Here is a 19,751-nt window from a genome sequence, read left to right as displayed (position 1 = left end):
TTCCTCCTCGAACTGGTGTGACTGCGACCGCTGGTGGGACTGCGACCGCTGGTGGGACTGCGAGCGGTGGTCAGGCGCGCGCGAACCGGACGGTGCGCACCTCGTAGGCGTCGACGGCGAACCCGGACGGGTCGATCGCCGCGAGTGGTTCCTCGAGCAGGGTCACCTCGGTCGGGTCGCCGAAGGGTCCGTCCACGGCGATGCCGCCGGTCCCCCGGCGCCCAGCGGGCTCGTACACGCGGACGACCAGGTCGCCCGAGCGGTCGTCGGCGAGCTTGACGCTCGACAGGACGACGTCGCCGGCGACCCGCACGAGCGGCGCGAAGCCGTGCCCGCCGGTCACCGTACGGGCGCCGGCGTTCATCACGACGCCGGCCGCCGTCGCCCCGAGCTGGTCGGTGCCGACGACGATGCCGTACCGGTGCGTCTGCACGCCCTGGTCGGTCTCCGGGTCCGGGAACCGCGGCGCGCGCAGCAGCGAGAGCCGCACGGTCGTGGTGACGTGGCCGTCGACCGCGTCGCGGGTGGTGTCGAAGCCGTGGATCGAGTCGTTGACCAGGGCGACCCCGAAGCCGGGCTCCTCGACGAGCACGTAGCGGTGCATCGAGGTCTCGAACTTCGCGGCCTCCCACGACGTGTTCGTGTGCGTCACGCGCTTCTGCGCGCCGAACTGCGTCTCGGCGACGGTGTGCTCGGCGCGGACGTCGAGCGGGAACGCCACCTTGAGGAACTTCTCGGTCTCGTGCCAGTCGGTGACCTGGTCGAACTCGAGCGTCCGGGAGCCGGGCGCCAGGACGATCTCCTGCGTCACGGTCGAGTCGCCGAACGCCCGCTGGACGACCACCCGGGCGGCACCGGTGTCGTCGACGGCGGCACGCAGCCCGGTGACGTCGGTCAGGTCCTCGACGCGGTTGCGGTAGTAGCGGTCGACATCCCACGCGTCCCACATGTTCGGGAAGTCCTGGTGCAGCTGCAGCAGGTTCGCGACGCGGCCGGGCGCGATCGCGTCGCGCTCGGTCGCCAGGTCGACCGCGCTCGTGACGAGTCCGCGCGCGTCGACGACGACCCGCACCAGTTCGTTGGCGAGCATCCACCCGCCCTCCCGCTCGGTCAACGACACCGGGGTCGCCGCCGGCACGTCGGCCGCGGTGGTCGCCCCCAGCGCGGGCGCGCCGGCCTGGAGGAACGGGGCCGGGTTGACGACGACCGGTACGTCACCCGGACCGGCGAGCGCCGCCAGCGCGCGCTCGGTGATCGCGGTCAGCGCGGCGGCCGTCTCGGCGTACTTCGCCACCGCCTCGCGGTGCACCCAGGCGATCGAGGTGCCGGGCAGGATGTCGTGGAACTGCTGCAGCAGGACCTGCTGCCAGAGGGCATCGAGCTCGTCGTACGGGTACGCGAAGTCGGTGCGGGCCGCCGCGGTCGTCGCCCAGAGCTCGGCCTCGAGCAGCAGCTGCTCGCACCGGCGGTTGCCCTGCTTCGTCCGGTGCTGGCTGGTCAGGGTCGCCCGGTGCAGCTCGAGGTACAGCTCCCCCACCCACACGGGCGGATCCACGAGCTCGGACTTCGCCCGGTCGAAGAACGCGTCCGGGTGCTCCCACCGGACCTTCGCGCTGCCCTCGAGGTCGGCGAGCCGCGCGGCCGTGCCGGTCATCTCGCGCGTGGTGCCGCCGCCACCGTCGCCCCACCCGACGGGGGCGATCGAGCCGGAGGCCAGGCGGTTCTCGCGGAACTGCCGGGAGGCCTTCGCGATCTCCTCGCCGGAGAGCCGCGAGTTGTACGTGTCCATCGACGGGAAGTGCGAGAACACCCGCGAGCCGTCGATGCCCTCCCAGAGGAACGTGTGGTGCGGGAACTTGTTCACCTGGTTCCACGAGATCTTCTGCGTGAAGAACCACTCGAACCCGGCACGGCGCATGAGCTGCGGCAGGGCCGGCGAGTACCCGAAGCTGTCCGGCAGCCAGACGCCCTTCGGACGGATCCCGAACTCGCGCTCGAAGAACCGCTGCCCCTGCGAGAACTGCCGCACGATGCTCTCGCCCGTCGGCATCACGGTGTCTGACTCGACCCACATCCCGCCGAGGGGCAGGAACCGACCGGCGGCCACGGCGTCCCGGACCCGGGCGTACACCTCGGGGCGGTGCTCCTTGATCCAGGCGTACTGCTGCGCACTGGACATGCCGTACAGGAAGTCGTCGGTCTGGTCGATGAGCTCGGTCATCGTCGACGTGGTCCTGGCGACCTTGCGGATCGTCTCGCGCACCGGCCAGAGCCACGCGGAGTCGATGTGCGCGTGGCCGATCGCCGAGACGGTGTGCGCGGACGCCTCGGCCGGGGCGGCGAGGACGTCGACCAGGGCTGCCCGGGCGTCCCCGGCGGTCTCGGCGATGCGCTGCAGGTCGAGGCGGTCCAGGGCGTCGTCGAGCGCCTGCAGGATGCGCATCCGCCGCGGCCCGTCGGGGAGCTGGGCCTGGAGTTCGAGCAGCACCTCGAGGTCGAGCGACAGCTCGTGCACCTCGGACGCGAACACCGCGAGGTCCATCCGGCGGCTCGTGTAGAGGCGCTTCGACGACGAGGTCTGCACGTCCCCCTCCTGCGTCGGCAGGAAGGGGCGGTAGTCGAGCAGGACGGGGTTCGACGCCGCCTCGACGAACAGCTCGACCGTCTCCCCGCCCTCGGCGCGCTCGGTGACGAGCACCCACTGGTTCCGGGGGTTGATCGACTTCACCGGGGTCCCGTCGGCGCGGTGCACGAGCCCCTCGCACTGGAACCCCGGCATGTTCTTGTCGAAGCCGAGGTCGACGACCGCCTCGACACGCTGCCCGGCGTACGCCGCCGGCACGGTCCCGGTCAGGCGGAACCAGGTCGTCCCCCACGCGGCGCCCCACGGCGTCCCGACCTCGTACGGCGTCCAGTCGAGCGCGAGCCCCTCGGCGGGCGGGACCGGCTCCCCCGGCAGCTCGTGCCAGGCGACCTCGAGCGGGACCGACGTGGCGTGCACGGCCGGCAGGATGCGCTCGTCGAGCACCCGGCGGGCGCGTCCGGTGGTGAGGGGGATGTCGTCGTGCATGGGGTCCTTCCGGGTGGAGCGGTGTGGGAGGTCGGGCGCTCAGGCGCCGGTGGCGGGGTGGGCGACGGCGAGGACGGTGCCGTCCAGGCCGTCGGGCACGTGCTCGATCGTCGTGATGCCGCGTGCTGCGCGCAGGACGTCGTCGTGGAGCCGGGACCGCAGCAGCACCTGCGGACCGCGGCCGTCCGGCGCGGCCTCGGCGAGTGCGAGCCAGCCGGCCGCGAACCGTCCACCTGGGGCACAGTCGGCCCGGACGCCGGGGCGCAGGGTGCCGTCCGGCCCGACGTCGTCGAGGACGATCCCGGTGGCGGGCGGTGCGGCCGGCGACGCGGTCGCAGATCGAGCGAGGGCGGCGAACGCTTCGCCCGCGGGCTTCCGCCGACCGTCGTTCGTGAACAGCCCGAGGTCGTACTCGAGCTCGGGGAAGTCGGCGAGGGACCGGGCGACGTCGTGCGAGCACCACCACGTCACGCCGAGCACGTCCTGCGCCCCGAGGACGTGGCGGATGGTCTGCTCGGTGAAGGACGCGGCGTCGGCGGGCGGGACGACGTTCGTGGGGGCGCCGACCTCCTGCAACCAGTTCGGCCGGTGCGGGTCCCGGTTCCAGGCCGCGGCGAGCTGCAGCAGGTACTCGCCGTGCCGCACCGAACCGGGTCCGAGGGCGCCGTGGAGCTGTGCCGCGCCGTTGAACACCCAGGAGTGCGTGACCGTCGCGTCACCGTGGTCCGCCGCGTGCTGCGGGCCGAAGGGCTGCGCGTCGTCGTACCAGGCCGCGTCGTACTGCGCGACGGTGACCAGCGGGGCGGACCCGCGCCGTGCCTCCAGTCCGGTCTCGCCGTCCGTCCCCAGGCCCCGCCGGGCGGCGGCGACCATCGTCGCCGCCCATGCATGCCCCTGCTCGGCGGTGACGCCGAACGGCGCGGGGTGCGGTGCGTGCGCGAACTGGTTGACCTCGTTGCCGATCGTGATGCCGAGCAGGTTCGGCCGGTCCGCGACGGTCCGGGTGAGCGCCTCGACGTAGGCGGCGGTCGAGGCGACGACGTCCGGGTCGGTGAACAGGTTGCGGCGGTGCCAGGTGTCGAGCCAGGCCGGCACGAAGTCGAAGCTCGACAGGTGCCCCTGCAGCGCGTCGACGTTCACGTCGAGTCCGAACGACCCGGCGATGTCGACGACGGTCGCGACGTCGTCGAGCGCCCGCTGCCGGATCATCGTCCGGTTCGGCTGCACGACCGGCCACAGGGGGAAGATCCGCACGTGGTCCGCGCCGAGCGACGCGATCTGCTCGAGGTCCCTGGCGGTGTCCGACGGCGAGAAGTCGAGCCACGAGTGGAACCACCCGACCGACGGCGTGTGGTTGACGCCGAAGCGCATCAGCCCTTCACCCCGCCCTCTTCCACGCCCTTGAAGAAGAAGCGCTGCAGGACGGCGAAGACCACGGCGATCGGGATGAAGGCGATCATCGTGCCGGCGGCGATCATCCGCTGGTCGGTGGCGAACGTGCCCTGCAGGTACTGCAGCCCCACGGTCAGCGTGAGGTTCTGCGGGGACTGCAGGACGATGAGCGGCCACAGGAAGTCGTCCCACGCCCCGATGAAGGAGAAGATCGCGATCACGGCGATGGTGCCCTGCACGGCGGGCAGCGAGATGTACCGCAGGCGCTGCATCGCGTTCGCGCCGTCGACGACGGCCGCCTGGTCGATCTCCTCGGGGATCTGCCGGAACGCGTTGAACATGAGCAGGACGTTGAGCGCCGCGATCATCCCGGGCAGGGCGACGCCGACCAGGTTGTCGGCCAGACCGAGGTCCTTCACGGTGACGAACTGGCTGATGATCGTGGCCTCGCCGGGGAGCACGAGCGTCGCGAGGAACAGGCCGAGCACGAGCTTCCGGAACCGCCACTGCAGTCGGGCCAGGGCGAAGCCGGCGAGCGTCGCGAAGACGATGTTCCCGACGACGTCGATCGCCGCGACGAGCACCGAGTTGCCGATGTACCGCCAGACCGGGATCGCCGCCGCGACCTTGAGGTAGTTCTCGATCGTCGGCTCGGACGGGATGAACGACGGGTTCGCCGTGTAGATGTCCTCGCCGGCGCCCTTGAGCGACGTCGAGAGCTGCCAGAGGAACGGCCCGATCGTGATGAACAGCACCACGACGAGCAGGACGTAGCGGACGCCCTTCTCGCGGGTGGACATGACGCCCCAGACCGCGCGGCGGCGACGCGGGGGCCGGGCCCGGCGTGCGTCCGTCGCGCCGGTCAGGTCCGGCGCGGGTGCGGCTGCACCCGCGGCGCCGCCGAGGGCCGGTTCGGTCGTGCTGGTCGTGTTCGTCACTTGTCGGCCTTGCTGTTCATGCGGGCGAGGGCGAGCATCGGCAGGAGCGTGACCACGAAGAGCAGCAGGCTCAGGGCGGACGCGTAGCCGAGGTTGCCGGTGAACCCGCGGGCGTACTGCTGGATGAGCATGACGAGCGAGTTGTCCTGCCCGCCCGGACCGCCGGTGCCGTTGGTGAGGATGTAGAGCTCGCTGAACACCCGGAGCGCGCTGACGCAGACCAGGATCCCGACGAGCGTCATGGTGCCCCGGACCCCCGGGACCGTGACCGACCAGAACCGGCGCACCGCTCCGGCACCGTCGAGCGCAGCGGCCTCGTGCAGGTCCTTGCCGACGTTCCCGAGTGCCGCCAGGAAGATGATCATGTAGTACCCGAGGCCCTTCCAGACCGTCAGGCTGATCGCGCTGAACAGCAGCAGCCACCGGTCGGTCAGGAACGGGATCGCGCCCTGCACGACGCCGAGCGCCTGCGCCATCTCGTTGACGACGCCGCGGTCGTCGAGGATCCAGGTCCAGATGAGCCCGACGACGACCGCGCTCGCGATCACCGGCGTGTAGAACGCGGTCCGGAAGAACGCGATGCCGGGGAGCTTCTGCTGCACGAGCACCGCGATGAGCAGCGGGCCGATCGTCAGGAGCGGCAGGCACACCGCCATGTAGACGACGCTGTTGAGCAGCGCCTCCCACACCTGCGGGTCGGCGAGCAGGGTCTCGAAGTTCCGGAAGCCCACCCACTGGCTCACGCCCCCCAGCGGGCTGGCGTTCGTGAACGACAACCGGACGGTGTTGATCGACGGCCAGAGGCTGAACGCGAGGAGCCAGACGAGGGCCGGCAGGACGAGCAGCCAGGGCGTGAACCAGCGGTTGGCGCGCATCAGCCGTTGGCCAGGAGCGAGTTCATCTTGTCCTGCGCCGTCTGCAGGGCCTGCGCGGGCGCGACCTGCCCCTTCATGGCGAGGGCGATCTGCTGGTCGAGGAAGTCCGTCATCGCGGAGTTCGCCTCGACCGGGTTGAGCACCTTCGCCTGCTTCAGGGCCTCGTTCGCGAGGACGCGTGCCGTCCCGTTCACGGTGCCGTCGTCCTTCGAGAAGTACGGGTCGGACTGCGACGACGTGGTCGACGGGAAGATGTTCACCTGGTGGGCGAACGCCTCCTGGTTCTTGGCGTTCGTCATGAACTGCGCGAACGCCTCGGCGGTGGCGAGGTGCTTCGACTTGCTGGACACCGACAGGCCCTGCACGTACAGCGGCGGGGTGTCGAGCGCCGGGCTGACCACGACGTTGCCCTTGAGCGACGGGTTGTTCTTGATCATGTCCGAGAGCGCCGTCGCGCCGCCGGTCGTCCACGCGACCTTCTGCTGCGTGAACAGCGTCGAGTTGCCGAGGTAGTCGCTGTTCAGGACGTTCGAGGGCATGTAGCCGTCCTGGTACGCCTCCTTGTAGCGGTCGATGAGATCGACGGCCTTCGACGAGTCGGCGAAGGTGAACTTCGTGCCGTCCGAGTTCAGCACCTTGACCCCGGCGAGCGTGAAGTCACCGAGACCCGGCTTGCGGCTCATCAGGTAGTCGTCCGGGCAGTTGCTGTGCATCGTCTTGGCCTGCGTGAACAGCTCGTCGGTGGTCTTCGGCGGGTTGTCCGCGTCGAGGCCGCACTTGTCGAACATCGACTTGTTCCAGTAGTCGACATCCGTGTTGAGGTACCAGGGGTAGCCGTACGTGCCGTCGAGCCCCTTGTACCGGTACGAGTCCAGTGCGCCGGCGACGTACGTGCTGCCGAGCTTGCTGTCGTCCTTCGACACGTCCTGCAGGAAGCCCCGCTTGGCGAGCGGCAGTGCGATGTCCGGCGGCAGGTTGATCACGTCCGGCAGCGTGTTCGAGGACGCCTGGCTGAGCACCTTGTCGGCGTAGCCGTCGCCCGGCTGGTCCTGGAGCTTCACGGTCGCCTTCGGGTGCTCCTTCTCGAACGCCGAGATGACGCCCTGAAGGTAGTCCGTGTACGTCGGCGTGAGCGCCCACGTCTGCAGGGTGATCGTCCCGTCGATCGCCCCGCTCCCGCCCCCGCTCGCGCCGCTGCTGCCGCTCGAGCAGCCCGTCAGGACGAGGGCGGTCGCCGCCGCCGTCGCGAGCAGCGCTGCCGCGCGGCCCCTCGTCACCCGTGTGGTGGTCCTCATCGCAACCGACTCCTTCGTCATCGTGCTCAAGCGGTTCAGTTGGTGGTGCCGAACCGGCGTGTGGCTGCCACTGTTCATGACTAAAGCGCTATAGTCAACCCCGTGGCCAGCAGACGTCGCACGACCATCGCCGACATCGCCGCACGCGCCGGGGTGTCCATCAGCGCGGTGTCGTTCGCGCTCAACGACCGGCCGGGGGTGTCCGCCGAGACCCGCCGCCGTGTGCAGGAGATCGCCCGCGAACTCGACTGGCAACCGCACACCGCCGCCCGCGCCCTCGGTGGCGCCCGCGCCGGGTCGATCGGCTTCGTGTTGAACCGGCCGGCACGGACGCTCGGCACCGAGTCGTTCTTCGGCGACCTCATCTCGGGGATCCAGCTCGGGCTCGCCGGGACCCACGTCGGCATGACCCTGCTCGTCGCCCGGGACGCGGCCGAGGAGCTCACGACCTACCGCGACTGGTGGCGCGGGCACCGGGTGGACGGCGTCGTCGTCATCGACCCGCGCCGCGACGACGAGCGCCTGACCCTGCTCGCGGAACTCGGCATGCCCACCGTGGTCGTCGGCTCGCACCCCTCGCCGGACGGCGCCGCCCCGAGCGTGTGGATCGACGACTCGGACGCGACGGACACCGTGCTGCGGTACCTGCACGCGCTCGGACACCGGCGGATCGCGCACGTCTCCGGTCGGCCGGAGTTCGAGCACACGGCGATGCGGGTCGAGCGGCTCCGGGCCTTCGCGGCGGACGCCGGGCTCGAGGACACCGTGTCGATCCCCACCGACTACTCCGCGGACGAGGGCGCCCGGGCCACCCGCGCACTGCTGTCCCGCACGGTGCGACCGACGGCGATCGTGTACGACAACGACGTGCTCGCCGTCGCGGGGCTCGGCGTCGCGAGCGAGATGGGCGTCGCGGTCCCGGGCGCCGTGTCGATCGTGTCGTTCGACGACTCCGCGATGATCCAGCTCGTCCGCCCCGCGATCACCTCGCTGACGCGCGACACCGTCGAACTCGGGCAGCGCGCGGCGGTGCTGCTGCGCGAGCAGATCGACGCCCCGGCTCCCCTGCCGTCCCGGCCCGGACCGTCACTGACCCTGAGCGTGCGCGAGTCGACGGGGCGAGCGGCCACCTGACGCCGGGGACCCGGTGGGTGCGCAGCGCGCCCCGACATGCCCACGGCCCGGTCCGGGCGCGCAGCGTCCACGTGGCGCACCCCGACACGCCCGCGCCTGGGTCGAGGTGCGCAGCGTCCGCGCGGCGGACTTGACGCACGTTCGAACACACGTTCGAATACCGTCGTGGGACGGCGTCGCGAGAACCGGTGGCAGCCCCCGGAACACCCGGAGGTCGAGCGTCCGCGCGCCTACTCGCTGTCCGAGGAAGCGCGCGGCCCCGACGTCTGCCACGCGGTGACGCCCGTCCCGGTCTGGGCGTGGATCCAGTTCCCGACCTTCCACATCCGGGTCAAGGGCTTCGCGTCGAGCTGGACGCGGGACGCCGTGCACGTCGAGTGGGCGCAGTTCGGGCAGCAGGCCGACGCCTGGGTCTGGCGCTCAGCGGTCAAGCACCGCGCGCTGCGGACGGACCGCGCCGAACGGCATCCGGGGAACGCACCGCATTGACATCCGGACCCGATCCGAGGATCGTTCCGGGAACCCCGCCTCGCCGAACTACTCACCGATCAAGTGGTTCGACGGACGAACGACAGGAAGGAGGCCCACAGTGAACCAACGCGACGTGCCGTCCTGGGTCGCCCACGTGCTCACTCCGCCGGAGGTCATCGCCGCCTACGTCGAACGCCGGATCAACGACCCGGCGCTCCTGGCGGTCGAGCAGTCGGAACCCACCTACGCGGACTTCCTCAGCGCCGAGTAGCTGACGACCGACCCGGAGGCGGGTCGTGGCGCGTCCGGTGGTCGGGAACGGCCTGGAGGCGCGTCACGGCTCCGCCGGTCGGCTCGCCGCCGTCAGGGAACGGCTCGGCGGCGACGTCCCGACAGGGTCACCCCGATGCTCGCCGCGGTCACGCAGGCGAGCGCCACGACCTCCTGCACCGAGAGCGCCTCGCGCAGGACCAGGAGTCCCGCGAGTGCGGCGATCGCGGGACCGAGGCTCTGCAGCACGCCGAACACGCGGGTCACCATCCGGCGGAGCGCCGCCATCTCGAGCGCGTAGGGCAGCACGCTCGACAGCAGGGCGACGCCCGCGAAGACGAGCAGCAGCGTCGGGTCGTCGACCACACCGGCCGCGGCGGAGTGCAGTCCGAACGGCAGGGAGACGAGCATCGCGACGACCATCGACACCGCCAGGCCGTCGATGCCGGGGATCGCCGCCCCGACGCGCTGGTTCATCACGATGTAGCCGGCCCAGCACACCGCCGCCGCGACGGCTGCGGCGACGCCGCCGACCGCGGTCACGGCCGTCGGTCCGACGCCGAGCAGCACGACGCCGGCGAGCGCGAGCACGGCCCACGACACGTCCCGCCAGCGACGGGTGTGCGCGAGCGACAGGACGAGTGGCCCGAGGAACTCGATCGTCACCGCGACACCGATCGGGATGGTCGCGAACGCCACGTAGATGAAGACGTTCATGCCGCCGAGCGCCAGGCCGAGCAGGACCGCGGCCGTCCACTGCGCGCGGGTCCAGTGCCGCACGCGCGGGCGGACGACGAGCGCGAGCACGAGGGCGCCGATCACCAGGCGCAGGGTCGCGGCGCCGACCGAGCCGACCTCGTCGAAGCGCGTCTTGGCGATCGCGGCCCCGAGCTGCACGGACACCATCGCCGCGAGCGCCAGGAGCGGCGCGGGGACCCGCGTCGTCATCCGAGGTAGGCGAGGACGGCGAGGACGCGGCGGTGGTCCTCGCCGGTGTCCTCGAGCGCGAGCTTGCCGAAGATGCTCGTCACGTGCTTCTCGACCGCGCCGGTGCCGATGACGAGCGCTCGGGCGATGGCGGCGTTCGTGCGTCCCTCGGCCATCAGCCCGAGGACGTCGCGCTCCCGCGGGGTCAGCGCCTCGAGCGGGTTGCGTCGACGGCTCATGAGCTGCGTCACGACCTCGGGGTCGAGCACGGTGCCGCCGGCGGCGATGCGGCGCACGGCGTCGTCGATCTCCTCGAGCCGGGTGACGCGGTCCTTGAGCAGGTACCCGATGCCGGTGGCGCCGGCGGCGAGGACGTCCTCGGCGTACGTGGCCTCGACGTACTGCGACAGCAGCAGGACCCCGGTCTGCGGGGCGACCCGTCGGGTGACGACGGCGGCGCGGACGCCCTCGTCGGTGAAGGTCGGGGGCATCCGGACGTCCATCACGACGACGTCGGGGGCGGCATCCGGCAGCGTGGCGAGGAAGGAGTCGGCGTCGGCGTACTGCCCGACGACCTCGATGCCCGCCTCGTCGAGGACGCGGGCCAGTCCCTCGCGCAGGAGCACGGCGTCGTCGACGACGACGGCCCGGATGCGTGCTGCACCCGGGCCGTCGCTCATGCCGACCAGCCTAGTGGGAGCGTCCCCGCTCCCCGCCGGTCACCGGCGGACGGTCGGGACGCCGTTCAGCGCGCCGAGCGGGATCCGTGCGGTGGCCTCGGTCGGACCGCCGTCGGGGCTGTTCACGATGAGCTCGCCGTCCAGGGCGCGCATGCGGCCGACCAGCCCCTCGAGCCCGTGGCCCTCCTGCGGGCGGGCTCCCCCGCGGCCGTCGTCGGTGACGCTGACCGTGAGGTACCAGAGGCCGGACGCGTCGACGATCAGCCCGAGGTACACGCCGGCGGTCGAGGCGCCCGCGTGCTTCGTCGTGTTCGTCAGGAGCTCGCTCACCGTGAAGTACACGTTGCGCTGGATCTCCGTCGCGAGCTCGAGTCCCTCGGGCAGGCGGACGTCGAGCCCGACCGGGATCGGCGTGCGGGCGACCAGGGCCTCGAGCGCGGCGACGAGCCCGCGGTCGAGCAGGATCGGCGGCGCGAAGCCGCGGGACAGGGCGCGCAGCTCGTCGAGGGCGTCCTTCGCGTGCTCGCCGGCCTCGCCGATCAGCCGCTTGGCCTGCTCCGGGTCGCGGTCCATCGCACGCTCGGCGGCCGCGAGGTCCATGCGGAGCCGGACGAGGCGCTGCTGCGGGCCGTCGTGCAGGTCGCGCTCGATCTGGCGGAGCGCCTGCCCCTCGGCCGTGACCGCTCCGGCGCGGGAGGCCTGCAACCCGGCGACGCGCTGCTCGAGCTGCTCGGCGCGGAACCCGCCGAGCAGACCGAGGTCGATCCAGTAGTGCGCGAGGACCGAGCCGCGCGCCCAGAGCGGGAACAGCACCACGGACGCCGCCATCGACACGAGTCCGAGCAGGCCGAGGAGGAGCACCGGAGCACCGCCGAGCCCGCTGTAGTAGTCAGCGGCGACCCGGTTGAGGAGCGCGATGCCACCGACCGCGATCGGCCACGTGAACCCGACGACCAGGAGCGCGCCGGCGCCGACCGTGCAGAGCGCCGCGAGCGGGTACACGACGACCGCGTGCAGCAGGTACAGCCAGTAGTGCGGGTTGGCGACCGCTGAACCCGTGCGGGTCCACCAGTTCTGCTGCCAGCGCGGGGTCCAGTCGACCGGGCGGATCGGCCGCGGGTCGGCCCAGCCGATGCGGAGCTTCTCGAACTGGCCGACCCAGCGGGCGACGAACAGCGCGACGAAGAACATCAGGAGCACGAACGGGTTGAACAGGTCCCGGAAGCCGCCGCCCAGGATCGCCGCCGGGAAGGCCGCGTAGAGCGTGCAGAGCAGCACCGCCGTGAGCGCCATGTAGCCGAAGTCCCGCGGCAGGCGTCGCCACGCGTCCCGGTAGAACGCGCCGGCGGACATCCCCGAGCCGCCACCGCCGCCCGGCTGCCCCACCGCCGGCGTCGCCGACCACCCCGCGGGTGCTGACTGTGGCTGTCCGGGCATGGGCTTGGTCGCTCCCTGCGGTGCGGTGTCGTCGAGCGGTGTCGTGTCGAGCGGTGTCGTGTCGCGCGCTGTCGTGTCGTCGAGCGGGACGGTGTCGGCCTGGTCGAGGCGGGCGGTGTCGGTCATGACTCGAGCCTCGCGGACCGCGGGCTCCCGTCCCATCCTGCCGTCTCCCGGACCCGTGGTGGGGTTGTCCCCCCCTCCTGGTCCGGCCGCGGGTATCAGACGAGCGCGGCGGCGACTTCGGGGGTCTCCTCGGGGACGGCCCACGGGCGGTGGGTCATGCCGCTGTCGCCGCGCACCGACACGACCGTGCCCGCGTCGTCACGCGTGAACGACACGAGCTCGTCGATCGACCCGAAGCGGTTGCCCGCGGCCATGCGCAGCGTGTCGGCGTCGACGACGTCGAGGCGGACCGGGGACTCGGTCGGCACGGGCTGCGTCGGGTCGATCGCGAGCAGCCGGTCGCCGACCCGGGCGAAGTCGGTGATGCCCTCGAACGTCGTGAAGCGCCCGACGTAGCGGGAGGTGTCGACGTCGTCGGGCAGTGCCGGCCCCGCGGCGTGCTCGTCCGCGGCGGCGTCGAGCAGGTGCACGATCCCGTTCGCGAGCATCCCGGCGGGCCCGGTCGCGCTGCTCGTCAGCACGGACACGACGAGCGACGACGCCGGGTCGAACACCGACTGGGTGATCTGGCCGGGGAAGCCGCCGGAGTGGCCGCGGACCTCGCGCCCGTTGATCCGGTCGACGATGAAGCCGGCACCGTAGCCGCGGGCGGCCGGATCGGTGTCGAGCGCGCTCCACGCCTTCCGCTGCGCGAGGCGCTTGGCGTGGTCGGAGAGCAGCTCGCCCCGGCCGGGGACGTGGGCGGAGAAGTACCGGACCAGATCGGACGCGGTGCCGTGGAACCCGGTGGCCGCGGCGAGCGCCCCGGTCGTCACGTGCGGGACGCGCGTGCGGGTGCGGGCGGTGTGCAGGCCGGTGTAGCCGACGACGAACGCGTCCTCGTGGGCGGGGTCGAACTCCGGACCGGTGTGGGCGAGGCCGAGCGGCTCGGTGATCGCCGCCCGGACGTGCTCTGCGTACGAGGTCCCGGTGACGGCCTCGACCACGAGCCCGAGCAGGCCGTAGCCCAGGTTCGAGTAGTTGAACGCCGAGCCGACCGGCACCTTGGCGCCGCCCTCGACGACGAGCGCGACGAGCTGCTCGGCGTCCGGGAACGGGTGCGCGAGTGCCCAGTGGTCGCCGTCGGCACCGTCCCGGACGACTCCGCCGCCCATCTCCATGAGCTCGCGCACCGTCGCGCCGGCGATCGGCGAGCCCGCGTCGACCAGGGCCGGCACGAACGAGCCGACGGTGTCGTCGAGCCGGAGCGCGCCCGCGTCGGCGAGCTGCAGCAGGGCGGTCGCGGTGAACGTCTTCGAGTGCGACGCGATGCGGAACCGGTCCGTCGTGGTCAGGCGACGACCGGCCTCGACGTCGGCGTACCCCCACGCCCCGGCGAACAGCTCCTCGCCCTCGAACCCGACGGCGACCTGCACCCCGGGGAGCCGGAGCTGCCACACCTTGTACCCGATCCACTCGCGGACGTAGGGCAGGACGAACTCGTACGCGGCGCGCTTCTCCATGCCGACCAGCCTGGCATGTGCCACGCTCGTCGGATGCGGCACACACCCCGGTTCCTGATGACCGACGTCGACGAGGTCAAGCGCGTGGTCGCCGAGCACCCGTGGGCGACGATCGTGTCGCACACCGCGGCGGGCACGGTCGCCTCGCACTACCCCGTGCTGCTCGAGACGCCGGGGCCCGACGACGACCCGGACGCGATCGTGCTCGTGACGCACGTCGGCCGTCCGGACGAGGTCGCGCACGAGCTCGGCCGGCACGAGGTCCTCGTCGTGTTCCAGGGCCCGCACGGCTACGTCTCCCCGGGCTGGTACCCGCCCGAGCAGTTCGTCCCGACCTGGAACCACGTGACCGCGCACCTGTGGGGCACGCCGGAGATCCTGTCCGACGACGAGAACTTCCGCGTGCTCGGCGAGCTCGTCGACCACTTCGAACGGGTGATGCCCGAGCCGGTCTCGCTCGACGTCGACCCGGACACCGCCCGGCGGATCGCGCAGGGCACCGTCGGCGTCCGGATCCGGGTCACCCGCTTCGACGCCCGCGCCAAGCTCTCGCAGAACAAGGCGCCGGACGTGGTCGCCCGGATCGTCGCGGAACTCCGCGGGGACGGCCCGTACGCGTCGCCGGCGCTCGCCGACGAGATGGACCGGGTGCGCGCGGAGCGCGCGGACGGACTGGAGGCACGGTGACCGACCTCCTGCTCCGCACCGTCCGACGGGTGGGCACCTCCGGCGCCCCCGCCGACGTCCGGATCGTCGACGGGCGGGTCACCGCGGTCGCGCCGGCCGGCACGCTCGACGCGGCCGGCCCCGACAGCGACGTGCTCGAGGCGGCGGGGGCCTGGCTCGCACCCGGCCTGGTCGACCACCACGTGCACTTCGACCAGTGGGCCCTCGTCCGGCGACGCGTCGACGTGTCCGGCTGCGCCTCCGCGGAGGCGACCGCCGACCTGCTCGCCGAGGTCCTGCGCACCGGTCCCGTCGACGGGGTGCTCGTCGGGCACGGCTACCGGGACGGCCTCTGGCCCCGCCCTGCGCGACGCGAGCTGCTCGACCGGGCCGCACCGCGCCTCCCGACCGTCGTCATCAGCGGCGACCTGCACGCCGTCTGGTGCAACGCGCTCGCCCTCGAGCGGTTCTCCGCCGAGGTGGGCCGCCCGCTCGTGGCGGGCGACGACGGGGTGCTGCGCGAGCAGGACGCGTTCGACGTGACGGCCGCGCTCTCCCGCGTGCCCGACGCGGTCCTCGACGGCTACGTCGCGGACGCCGTCGAGGCGGCCGCGGCCCGCGGCGTGACGCGCATCGTCGACCTGGAGATGCGGTTCGGACTCGACCGCTGGACCCGGCGGGCGCACGCCGGGACGGACGGCCTGCGCGTCGCGTCCGGGGTGTACCCGGACGAGCTCGACGACGTGGTCGCGAGGGGCCTGCGAACCGGGGACGTCGTCCCGGGCACCCGCGGCCTGCTCACCATGGGGCCGTTCAAGGTCATCACCGACGGGTCGCTCGGCACGCGCACGGCCGCGACCGCCGACGGCGAGGGGGTGCTGGCCTACGCGTTCGACGACCTCGTGGCCATGGTCCGACGCGCGGTCGACGCCGGGCTCGTCCCCGCCGTGCACGCGATCGGCGACCGGGCGAACACCCTCGCGCTCGACGTCTTCGAGGCGGTCGGCACGCGCGGGTCGATCGAGCACGCGCAGCTCCTCGACGGGACCGACCTCGAGCGGTTCGCGCGGCTCGGCGTGGTCGCGTCCGTGCAGCCGGAGCACGCGATGGACGACCGGGACATCGCGGACCGGCACTGGGCGGGGGGCACCGACCGGGCGTTCCCGTTCGCGGCGCTCGAGCGAGCCGGGGCGACGCTGCGACTCGGCTCGGACGCGCCCGTCGCGCCGCTCGACCCGTGGGTCGGGATGGCGGCGGCCGTCGGACGCGACCGCGGTGGTCGGGAGCCGTGGCACCCGGAGCAGCGGATGTCGGCGCTCGCCGCGTGGCGGGGGTCGACGGACGGCCGGGTCTCGGTCGCGGTCGGCGACGTCGCGGACCTGGTGCTGCTGCCCGCCGACCCGCTCGCGGTGGCGACGACCGGACCGTCGGACGTGCTCCGGTCGATGCCGGTGCTGGCGACCGCGATCGCGGGGCGGTTCACGCACCGCTCGGCGTGACGCGCTACTTCTGGTCCTTCGGGCACCAGTAGAGCTTGCGGCCGGCCATGTCCGCCATCCGGATCTCGGTCCCGCACACCCGACAGGGCTCGCCCTCGCGGTGGTACACCCAGTGGCGGTCCTTCCGCGACCGGACGGCCTTCTTGTGGTCGGCCTCGGACAGGTCGTCCATCGTGAGCATGAGGCCGTCCCGGACGCCCGCGTGCAGGAGCTTCGACCAGTCCTGCCACAGCGCCTTCGCCTGCTTGACGGTGATCTTCTTCCCCGGCTTGTACGGGTCGATGCGCTGCCGGAACAGCAGCTCGGCGCGGTAGATGTTGCCGATGCCCGCGACGACCGACTGGTCCATCAGGAGCTGTCCGATCGCGACGTTCCGCTTCCGGACGTTCTCGACGAAGGTCTGCTCGGCCTCCGGGCCGTCGTCGTTGATCGGGTCCGGGCCGAGCTTGTCGAGCGCCTTCTGCACGCCGGCGGGGTCCTCGACGACGCAGGCGGTCGGGCCGCGGAGGTCGGCGACGGTGTCCTCGGTGAGGATCCGCACCCGCACCTGTCCCACCGGGTCCGGCGGGAACGACTCGATCGGGTCCTCGGCCTTCTCCTGCTCGGCCATCCGGTACCGGGCGAGCCGCGGGGCGCCGATCGACGCGAGCGACTCCTCGCCGTCGCCGTCCTCGGACAGCGCCTCGGCGGAGGAGATCAGGCCCGCGAAGTCCCACGCGCCGTACAGACCGAGGTGCACGCGGAGGAACAGGTCGTCCTCGAACTCCAGGAACATCTGCTTCGCGACGGCCCGCGCAGCCACCATCTTCTTGCCGTCGAGCTGGGCGGCCCCGGCGGCGAAGCGGCCCTGCGGACTCGACACCTCGCAGCGCTTTCCGACGAAGTGCCGGGAGAACTGGTTCGCGATGCGGTGGACGGAGTGACCCTCTGGCATCGGTCCTGTCTACCCGGACTACTCGTCGATCTGCCGACCGGCGATGTGCCCCGTCGTCTCGTACTCCGCCAGCTGGGCGATGCGGCGGGCGTGGCGCTCCTCGCCGGAGAAGGGCTCCGCGACGAACAGGTCGACGAAGCGCATCGCCTCGTCCTCGGTGTGCTGGCGGGCGCCGATCGAGATGACGTTGGCGTCGTTGTGCTGGCGGGCGAGCAGCGCGGTGGACTCGTTCCACACGAGCGCGGCCCGGACGCCCTCGACCTTGTTCGCGGCGATCTGCTCGCCGTTCCCCGAGCCGCCGAACACGACACCGAGGGCCTGGACGCCCGCGCGCTGGTCCCGCACGACGGCGTGCGCGGCGTTGATGCAGAACGAGGGGTAGTCGTCGAGCGCGTCGTACTCGGTCGGTCCGTGGTCGACGACCTCGTGCCCGGCCTCCGTCAGGTGCTGGGCGAGGGTCTTGGTGAACTCGAGGCCGGCGTGGTCCGTTCCGAGGTGGATGCGCATGTGACCGATCCTATTCCCGCGGGACGACCGCCCTACGCCGCCCGGACCACCACGACGACGTACCGGACGGTGTCCTCGCCGGGGTTCCGGTAGACCACGTCCGCCGGCTCGCCGAGCTCGATCCGGTCCCCTGCGCCGAGGCGGGTGACCTCGCCGCCCGCGACGACCTCGAGCACGCCGTCGACGACCCAGATGCAGTGCCGGAGGAAGGCGTAGGCGCTCGCCGGGTACGCCACCTGCTGCGCGGGCGGCAGGCGGACCTCGGTGACGTCGGCGGGGAACACGGCGCTCGACACCGGGCGCCGGCGGTACCCCGTCTCCGGGTCGGTCCACGAGTCGGCGGTCGCACCGCGCTGCACGCCCCGCGCGGCGTCGGGGTCGGCGGTGCGCGGGACGTCGTGCTCGAGGGACTCGTCGAGGAGCTGGGAGACCGTGAGCCCGAACGCGCCGGACAGCCGTCCGAGGATCGTCGCGGTCGGGCTGGAGACCCCGCGTTCGACGCGGTTGATCATTGCGCGGGAGACGCCGGACTCCTCGGCGAGCTCGGTGAGGCTCCACTTCCGCTCGGTCCGCAGGCGCTGCAGCCGGTCACCGAGTCGACGCTGCGCGGCGTCGTCCGGGTGCTCGGCGCCCGTCGTGTCGCCTGGTTCCTCGAGCAACGCGGCGTCGTCTACGATCTGAGACATGACGACAGCATATGCGACGGGCTCCACCGCTCCGGTCACGGTGCGGGACTGCGAGCCGCGGGATCTCGACGTCGTCCACGCACTGCACGTCGACGCCGTCCTGCACTCGACCACGATCTGGCAGGACGAGCCGCACCCGCGACCGTGGTTCGACGGCTGGCTCGCGGACCGGCGTGGTGCGGGGCTGCCGGTGCTCGTCGCCGAGGTCGACGGCGTCGTGGCCGGCTACGCGACCTACAGCGCGTTCCGGCCGCACCAGGGGTACCGGCACACCGCCGAGCACAGCGTCTACGTGGTGCCGGCGTTCCGCGGCCGGGGCGTGGCGACGGTCCTGATGGACGCGCTCGTCGACCACGCCCGCGCCGCCGGGATGCACGTGCTGATGGCGGGGATCTGCTCGTCGAACGTCGGGTCGATCGCCCTGCACGAGCGGCTCGGGTTCACCACCGTGGGCGTCCTGCCCGAGGTCGGGCGGAAGTTCGACCGGTGGCTCGACCTGACGCTGATGCGGTTGCCGCTCGGCTGAGCGGCGCACCGGAGGACTGGAGGCGCGTGGCGGGCCCGCACCGCGCCTCCCGTCCGACCCGCGGTCGCGGGCTCGGTTGCTACTCGACGGTGTCGAAGACCGGGCCGACGGTGCGCGAGCGCTTGAGCTCGAAGAAGCCGGGGTACTTCGCGACGGCGACGACGCCGTCCCACAGGTCCAGGGCCTCCTGCCCCTTCGGCGCCGGGGAGATCACCGGACCGAAGAACGCGGTGCCCTCGACGGCGATCACCGGGGTGCCGACGTCCTGGCCGACCCGGTCGATGCCCTCCTGGTGGCTCGCACGGACGGCCTGGTCGACCTCGTCGGTCCAGGCGTACTCGAGCAGGTCCGCCTCGAGGTCGAGCTCGCGGAGCACCGCGGGGACGACCTGCTCGGGGTCCGACTCCTGGCGGTGGTGGACGTGTTCGCCGAGCGCGTCGTACAGCGGCTTGACGATCTCCTGCCCGTGGCGGAGCTTCGCGGCGGTCACGATGCGCGGGTAGAGCTGCCCCTTGTGGATCCGCTCCCGGTACTCGTCGGGGATGTCCTGGTCCTCGTTGAGGACGAACAGGCTCATCACCTTCCAGGTCACGTCGAGGTCGCGGTGCCGGGCGACCTCGCCGACCCAGCGGCTCGTCATCCAGGCCCACGGGCAGTTCGGGTCGAACCAGAACTCCACAGCGGTGGGGGTCGTCTCGGTCTTGTCCACAGTCGTCTCGGTCACGATGCGAGCGTACGCGCGCTCGCTAGGCTGATCCCATCGTCCCGACGGCGCACGACGCCGTGCCGGGACCCCCTCACCGCGGACATCGATCG

General features: G+C 72.3%; 19 protein-coding genes. 6 read left to right on the top strand and 13 right to left on the bottom strand.

Annotation, left to right across the window (positions count from 1 at the left end):
- Positions 1-70 precede the first annotated feature (70 nt).
- The 5 genes from LQK89_RS05100 to LQK89_RS05080 are packed head-to-tail and all read right to left on the bottom strand — an operon-like array spanning position 71 to position 7,570.
- Positions 71-3,070, bottom strand: coding sequence for an alpha-mannosidase (locus LQK89_RS05100; RefSeq protein ID WP_231050385.1), 3,000 nt, complete (start codon positions 3,068-3,070; stop codon positions 71-73).
- A gap of 39 nt (positions 3,071-3,109) precedes the next feature.
- On the bottom strand, positions 3,110-4,441 hold the full coding sequence (locus LQK89_RS05095) for a glycoside hydrolase 5 family protein (RefSeq protein ID WP_231050384.1): 1,332 nt from the start codon (positions 4,439-4,441) through the stop codon (positions 3,110-3,112).
- Positions 4,441-5,400, bottom strand: a complete 960-nt coding sequence (locus LQK89_RS05090) for a carbohydrate ABC transporter permease (protein ID WP_231050383.1) — start codon at positions 5,398-5,400, stop codon at positions 4,441-4,443. The genes LQK89_RS05095 and LQK89_RS05090 overlap by 1 nt, the downstream gene beginning before the upstream one ends.
- Complete coding sequence (locus LQK89_RS05085; RefSeq protein WP_058740421.1) at positions 5,397-6,275, bottom strand: carbohydrate ABC transporter permease; 879 nt, start codon at positions 6,273-6,275, stop codon at positions 5,397-5,399. The genes LQK89_RS05090 and LQK89_RS05085 overlap by 4 nt, the downstream gene beginning before the upstream one ends.
- Complete coding sequence (locus LQK89_RS05080) at positions 6,275-7,570, bottom strand: ABC transporter substrate-binding protein (protein ID WP_231050382.1); 1,296 nt, start codon at positions 7,568-7,570, stop codon at positions 6,275-6,277. Before LQK89_RS05080 ends, LQK89_RS05085 begins: the two co-directional genes overlap by 1 nt.
- Positions 7,571-7,672: 102 nt before the next feature.
- On the opposite strand from LQK89_RS05080, the gene LQK89_RS05075 reads away from it, so the two are divergent.
- The 3 genes from LQK89_RS05075 to LQK89_RS05065 all read left to right on the top strand — a co-directional run bounded on the left by LQK89_RS05075 (position 7,673) and on the right by LQK89_RS05065 (position 9,446).
- The gene (locus tag LQK89_RS05075) at positions 7,673-8,704 is read left to right on the top strand and encodes a LacI family DNA-binding transcriptional regulator (protein ID WP_231050381.1); all 1,032 of its coding nucleotides are present in this window, start codon (positions 7,673-7,675) and stop codon (positions 8,702-8,704) included.
- A gap of 165 nt (positions 8,705-8,869) precedes the next feature.
- The gene (locus tag LQK89_RS05070; RefSeq protein WP_058740424.1) at positions 8,870-9,193 is read left to right on the top strand and encodes a hypothetical protein; all 324 of its coding nucleotides are present in this window, start codon (positions 8,870-8,872) and stop codon (positions 9,191-9,193) included.
- A gap of 100 nt (positions 9,194-9,293) precedes the next feature.
- On the top strand, positions 9,294-9,446 hold the full coding sequence (locus LQK89_RS05065; protein WP_174778623.1) for a hypothetical protein: 153 nt from the start codon (positions 9,294-9,296) through the stop codon (positions 9,444-9,446).
- A 92-nt stretch (positions 9,447-9,538) separates the two neighbouring features.
- Here the strand turns inward: LQK89_RS05065 and LQK89_RS05060 are convergent, their stop codons facing one another.
- The 4 genes from LQK89_RS05060 to LQK89_RS05045 form a co-directional block, all read right to left on the bottom strand.
- Positions 9,539-10,393 carry an EamA family transporter gene (locus LQK89_RS05060; protein WP_231050380.1) on the bottom strand — a complete coding sequence of 285 codons (855 nt, stop codon included), beginning with the start codon at positions 10,391-10,393 and terminating at the stop codon, positions 9,539-9,541.
- Positions 10,390-11,052 carry a response regulator transcription factor gene (locus LQK89_RS05055; protein ID WP_058740426.1) on the bottom strand — a complete coding sequence of 221 codons (663 nt, stop codon included), beginning with the start codon at positions 11,050-11,052 and terminating at the stop codon, positions 10,390-10,392. The genes LQK89_RS05060 and LQK89_RS05055 overlap by 4 nt, the downstream gene beginning before the upstream one ends.
- A gap of 39 nt (positions 11,053-11,091) precedes the next feature.
- Complete coding sequence (locus LQK89_RS05050) at positions 11,092-12,615, bottom strand: sensor histidine kinase (RefSeq protein WP_231050379.1); 1,524 nt, start codon at positions 12,613-12,615, stop codon at positions 11,092-11,094.
- 95 nt (positions 12,616-12,710) lie between these two features.
- A complete protein-coding gene (locus LQK89_RS05045) occupies positions 12,711-14,117 on the bottom strand; it encodes a serine hydrolase domain-containing protein (protein ID WP_231050378.1) in 1,407 nt (468 codons plus the stop codon).
- A 33-nt stretch (positions 14,118-14,150) separates the two neighbouring features.
- On the opposite strand from LQK89_RS05045, the gene LQK89_RS05040 reads away from it, so the two are divergent.
- Complete coding sequence (locus LQK89_RS05040) at positions 14,151-14,804, top strand: FMN-binding negative transcriptional regulator (protein WP_231050377.1); 654 nt, start codon at positions 14,151-14,153, stop codon at positions 14,802-14,804.
- Complete coding sequence (locus tag LQK89_RS05035) at positions 14,801-16,282, top strand: amidohydrolase (protein WP_231050376.1); 1,482 nt, start codon at positions 14,801-14,803, stop codon at positions 16,280-16,282. Before LQK89_RS05040 ends, LQK89_RS05035 begins: the two co-directional genes overlap by 4 nt.
- 4 nt (positions 16,283-16,286) lie before the next feature.
- Here the strand turns inward: LQK89_RS05035 and LQK89_RS05030 are convergent, their stop codons facing one another.
- Genes LQK89_RS05030 through LQK89_RS05020 form a run of 3 tightly spaced genes read right to left on the bottom strand, consistent with a single transcriptional unit; the run spans position 16,287 to position 18,409 of the window.
- Complete coding sequence (locus LQK89_RS05030) at positions 16,287-17,216, bottom strand: Fpg/Nei family DNA glycosylase (protein WP_231050375.1); 930 nt, start codon at positions 17,214-17,216, stop codon at positions 16,287-16,289.
- Between the two features lie 18 nt (positions 17,217-17,234).
- Positions 17,235-17,723: a ribose-5-phosphate isomerase gene (locus tag LQK89_RS05025; RefSeq protein WP_058740432.1), complete on the bottom strand. Its 489-nt coding sequence runs from the start codon at positions 17,721-17,723 to the stop codon at positions 17,235-17,237.
- A gap of 32 nt (positions 17,724-17,755) precedes the next feature.
- On the bottom strand, positions 17,756-18,409 hold the full coding sequence (locus LQK89_RS05020; RefSeq protein WP_231050374.1) for an XRE family transcriptional regulator: 654 nt from the start codon (positions 18,407-18,409) through the stop codon (positions 17,756-17,758).
- Between LQK89_RS05020 and LQK89_RS05015 the strand changes: the two genes are divergently transcribed.
- Entirely contained in the window at positions 18,408-18,935 is a 528-nt protein-coding gene (locus LQK89_RS05015; RefSeq protein ID WP_231050373.1) for a GNAT family N-acetyltransferase, read from the top strand. The genes LQK89_RS05020 and LQK89_RS05015 overlap by 2 nt on opposite strands.
- Before the next feature lie 79 nt (positions 18,936-19,014).
- Here the strand turns inward: LQK89_RS05015 and LQK89_RS05010 are convergent, their stop codons facing one another.
- A complete protein-coding gene (locus tag LQK89_RS05010; RefSeq protein ID WP_058740441.1) occupies positions 19,015-19,644 on the bottom strand; it encodes a mycothiol-dependent nitroreductase Rv2466c family protein in 630 nt (209 codons plus the stop codon).
- Positions 19,645-19,751: the final 107 nt, after the last annotated feature.

Origin of the sequence: Curtobacterium sp. C1 (assembly GCF_021049325.1) — a bacterium.
Taxonomy (GTDB): Bacteria; Actinomycetota; Actinomycetes; order Actinomycetales; family Microbacteriaceae; genus Curtobacterium; species Curtobacterium citreum.
This window is presented reverse-complemented; position numbering and strand designations above follow the sequence as displayed.

Bases quoted from the DNA above. Each gene is read 5' to 3' on its own strand.
- LQK89_RS05100 (WP_231050385.1), bottom strand. From the start codon at position 3,070: ATGCACGACGACATCCCCCTCACCACCGGACGCGCCCGCCGGGTGCTC.
- LQK89_RS05095 (WP_231050384.1), bottom strand. From the start codon at position 4,441: ATGCGCTTCGGCGTCAACCACACGCCGTCGGTCGGGTGGTTCCACTCG.
- LQK89_RS05085 (WP_058740421.1), bottom strand. From the start codon at position 6,275: ATGCGCGCCAACCGCTGGTTCACGCCCTGGCTGCTCGTCCTGCCGGCC.
- LQK89_RS05080 (WP_231050382.1), bottom strand. From the start codon at position 7,570: ATGAGGACCACCACACGGGTGACGAGGGGCCGCGCGGCAGCGCTGCTC.
- LQK89_RS05060 (WP_231050380.1), bottom strand. From the start codon at position 10,393: ATGACGACGCGGGTCCCCGCGCCGCTCCTGGCGCTCGCGGCGATGGTG.
- LQK89_RS05055 (WP_058740426.1), bottom strand. From the start codon at position 11,052: ATGAGCGACGGCCCGGGTGCAGCACGCATCCGGGCCGTCGTCGTCGAC.
- LQK89_RS05050 (WP_231050379.1), bottom strand. From the start codon at position 12,615: ATGACCGACACCGCCCGCCTCGACCAGGCCGACACCGTCCCGCTCGAC.
- LQK89_RS05045 (WP_231050378.1), bottom strand. From the start codon at position 14,117: ATGGAGAAGCGCGCCGCGTACGAGTTCGTCCTGCCCTACGTCCGCGAG.
- LQK89_RS05040 (WP_231050377.1), top strand. From the start codon at position 14,151: ATGCGGCACACACCCCGGTTCCTGATGACCGACGTCGACGAGGTCAAG.
- LQK89_RS05030 (WP_231050375.1), bottom strand. From the start codon at position 17,216: ATGCCAGAGGGTCACTCCGTCCACCGCATCGCGAACCAGTTCTCCCGG.
- LQK89_RS05025 (WP_058740432.1), bottom strand. From the start codon at position 17,723: ATGCGCATCCACCTCGGAACGGACCACGCCGGCCTCGAGTTCACCAAG.
- LQK89_RS05015 (WP_231050373.1), top strand. From the start codon at position 18,408: ATGACGACAGCATATGCGACGGGCTCCACCGCTCCGGTCACGGTGCGG.
- LQK89_RS05020 (WP_231050374.1), bottom strand. From the start codon at position 18,409: ATGTCTCAGATCGTAGACGACGCCGCGTTGCTCGAGGAACCAGGCGAC.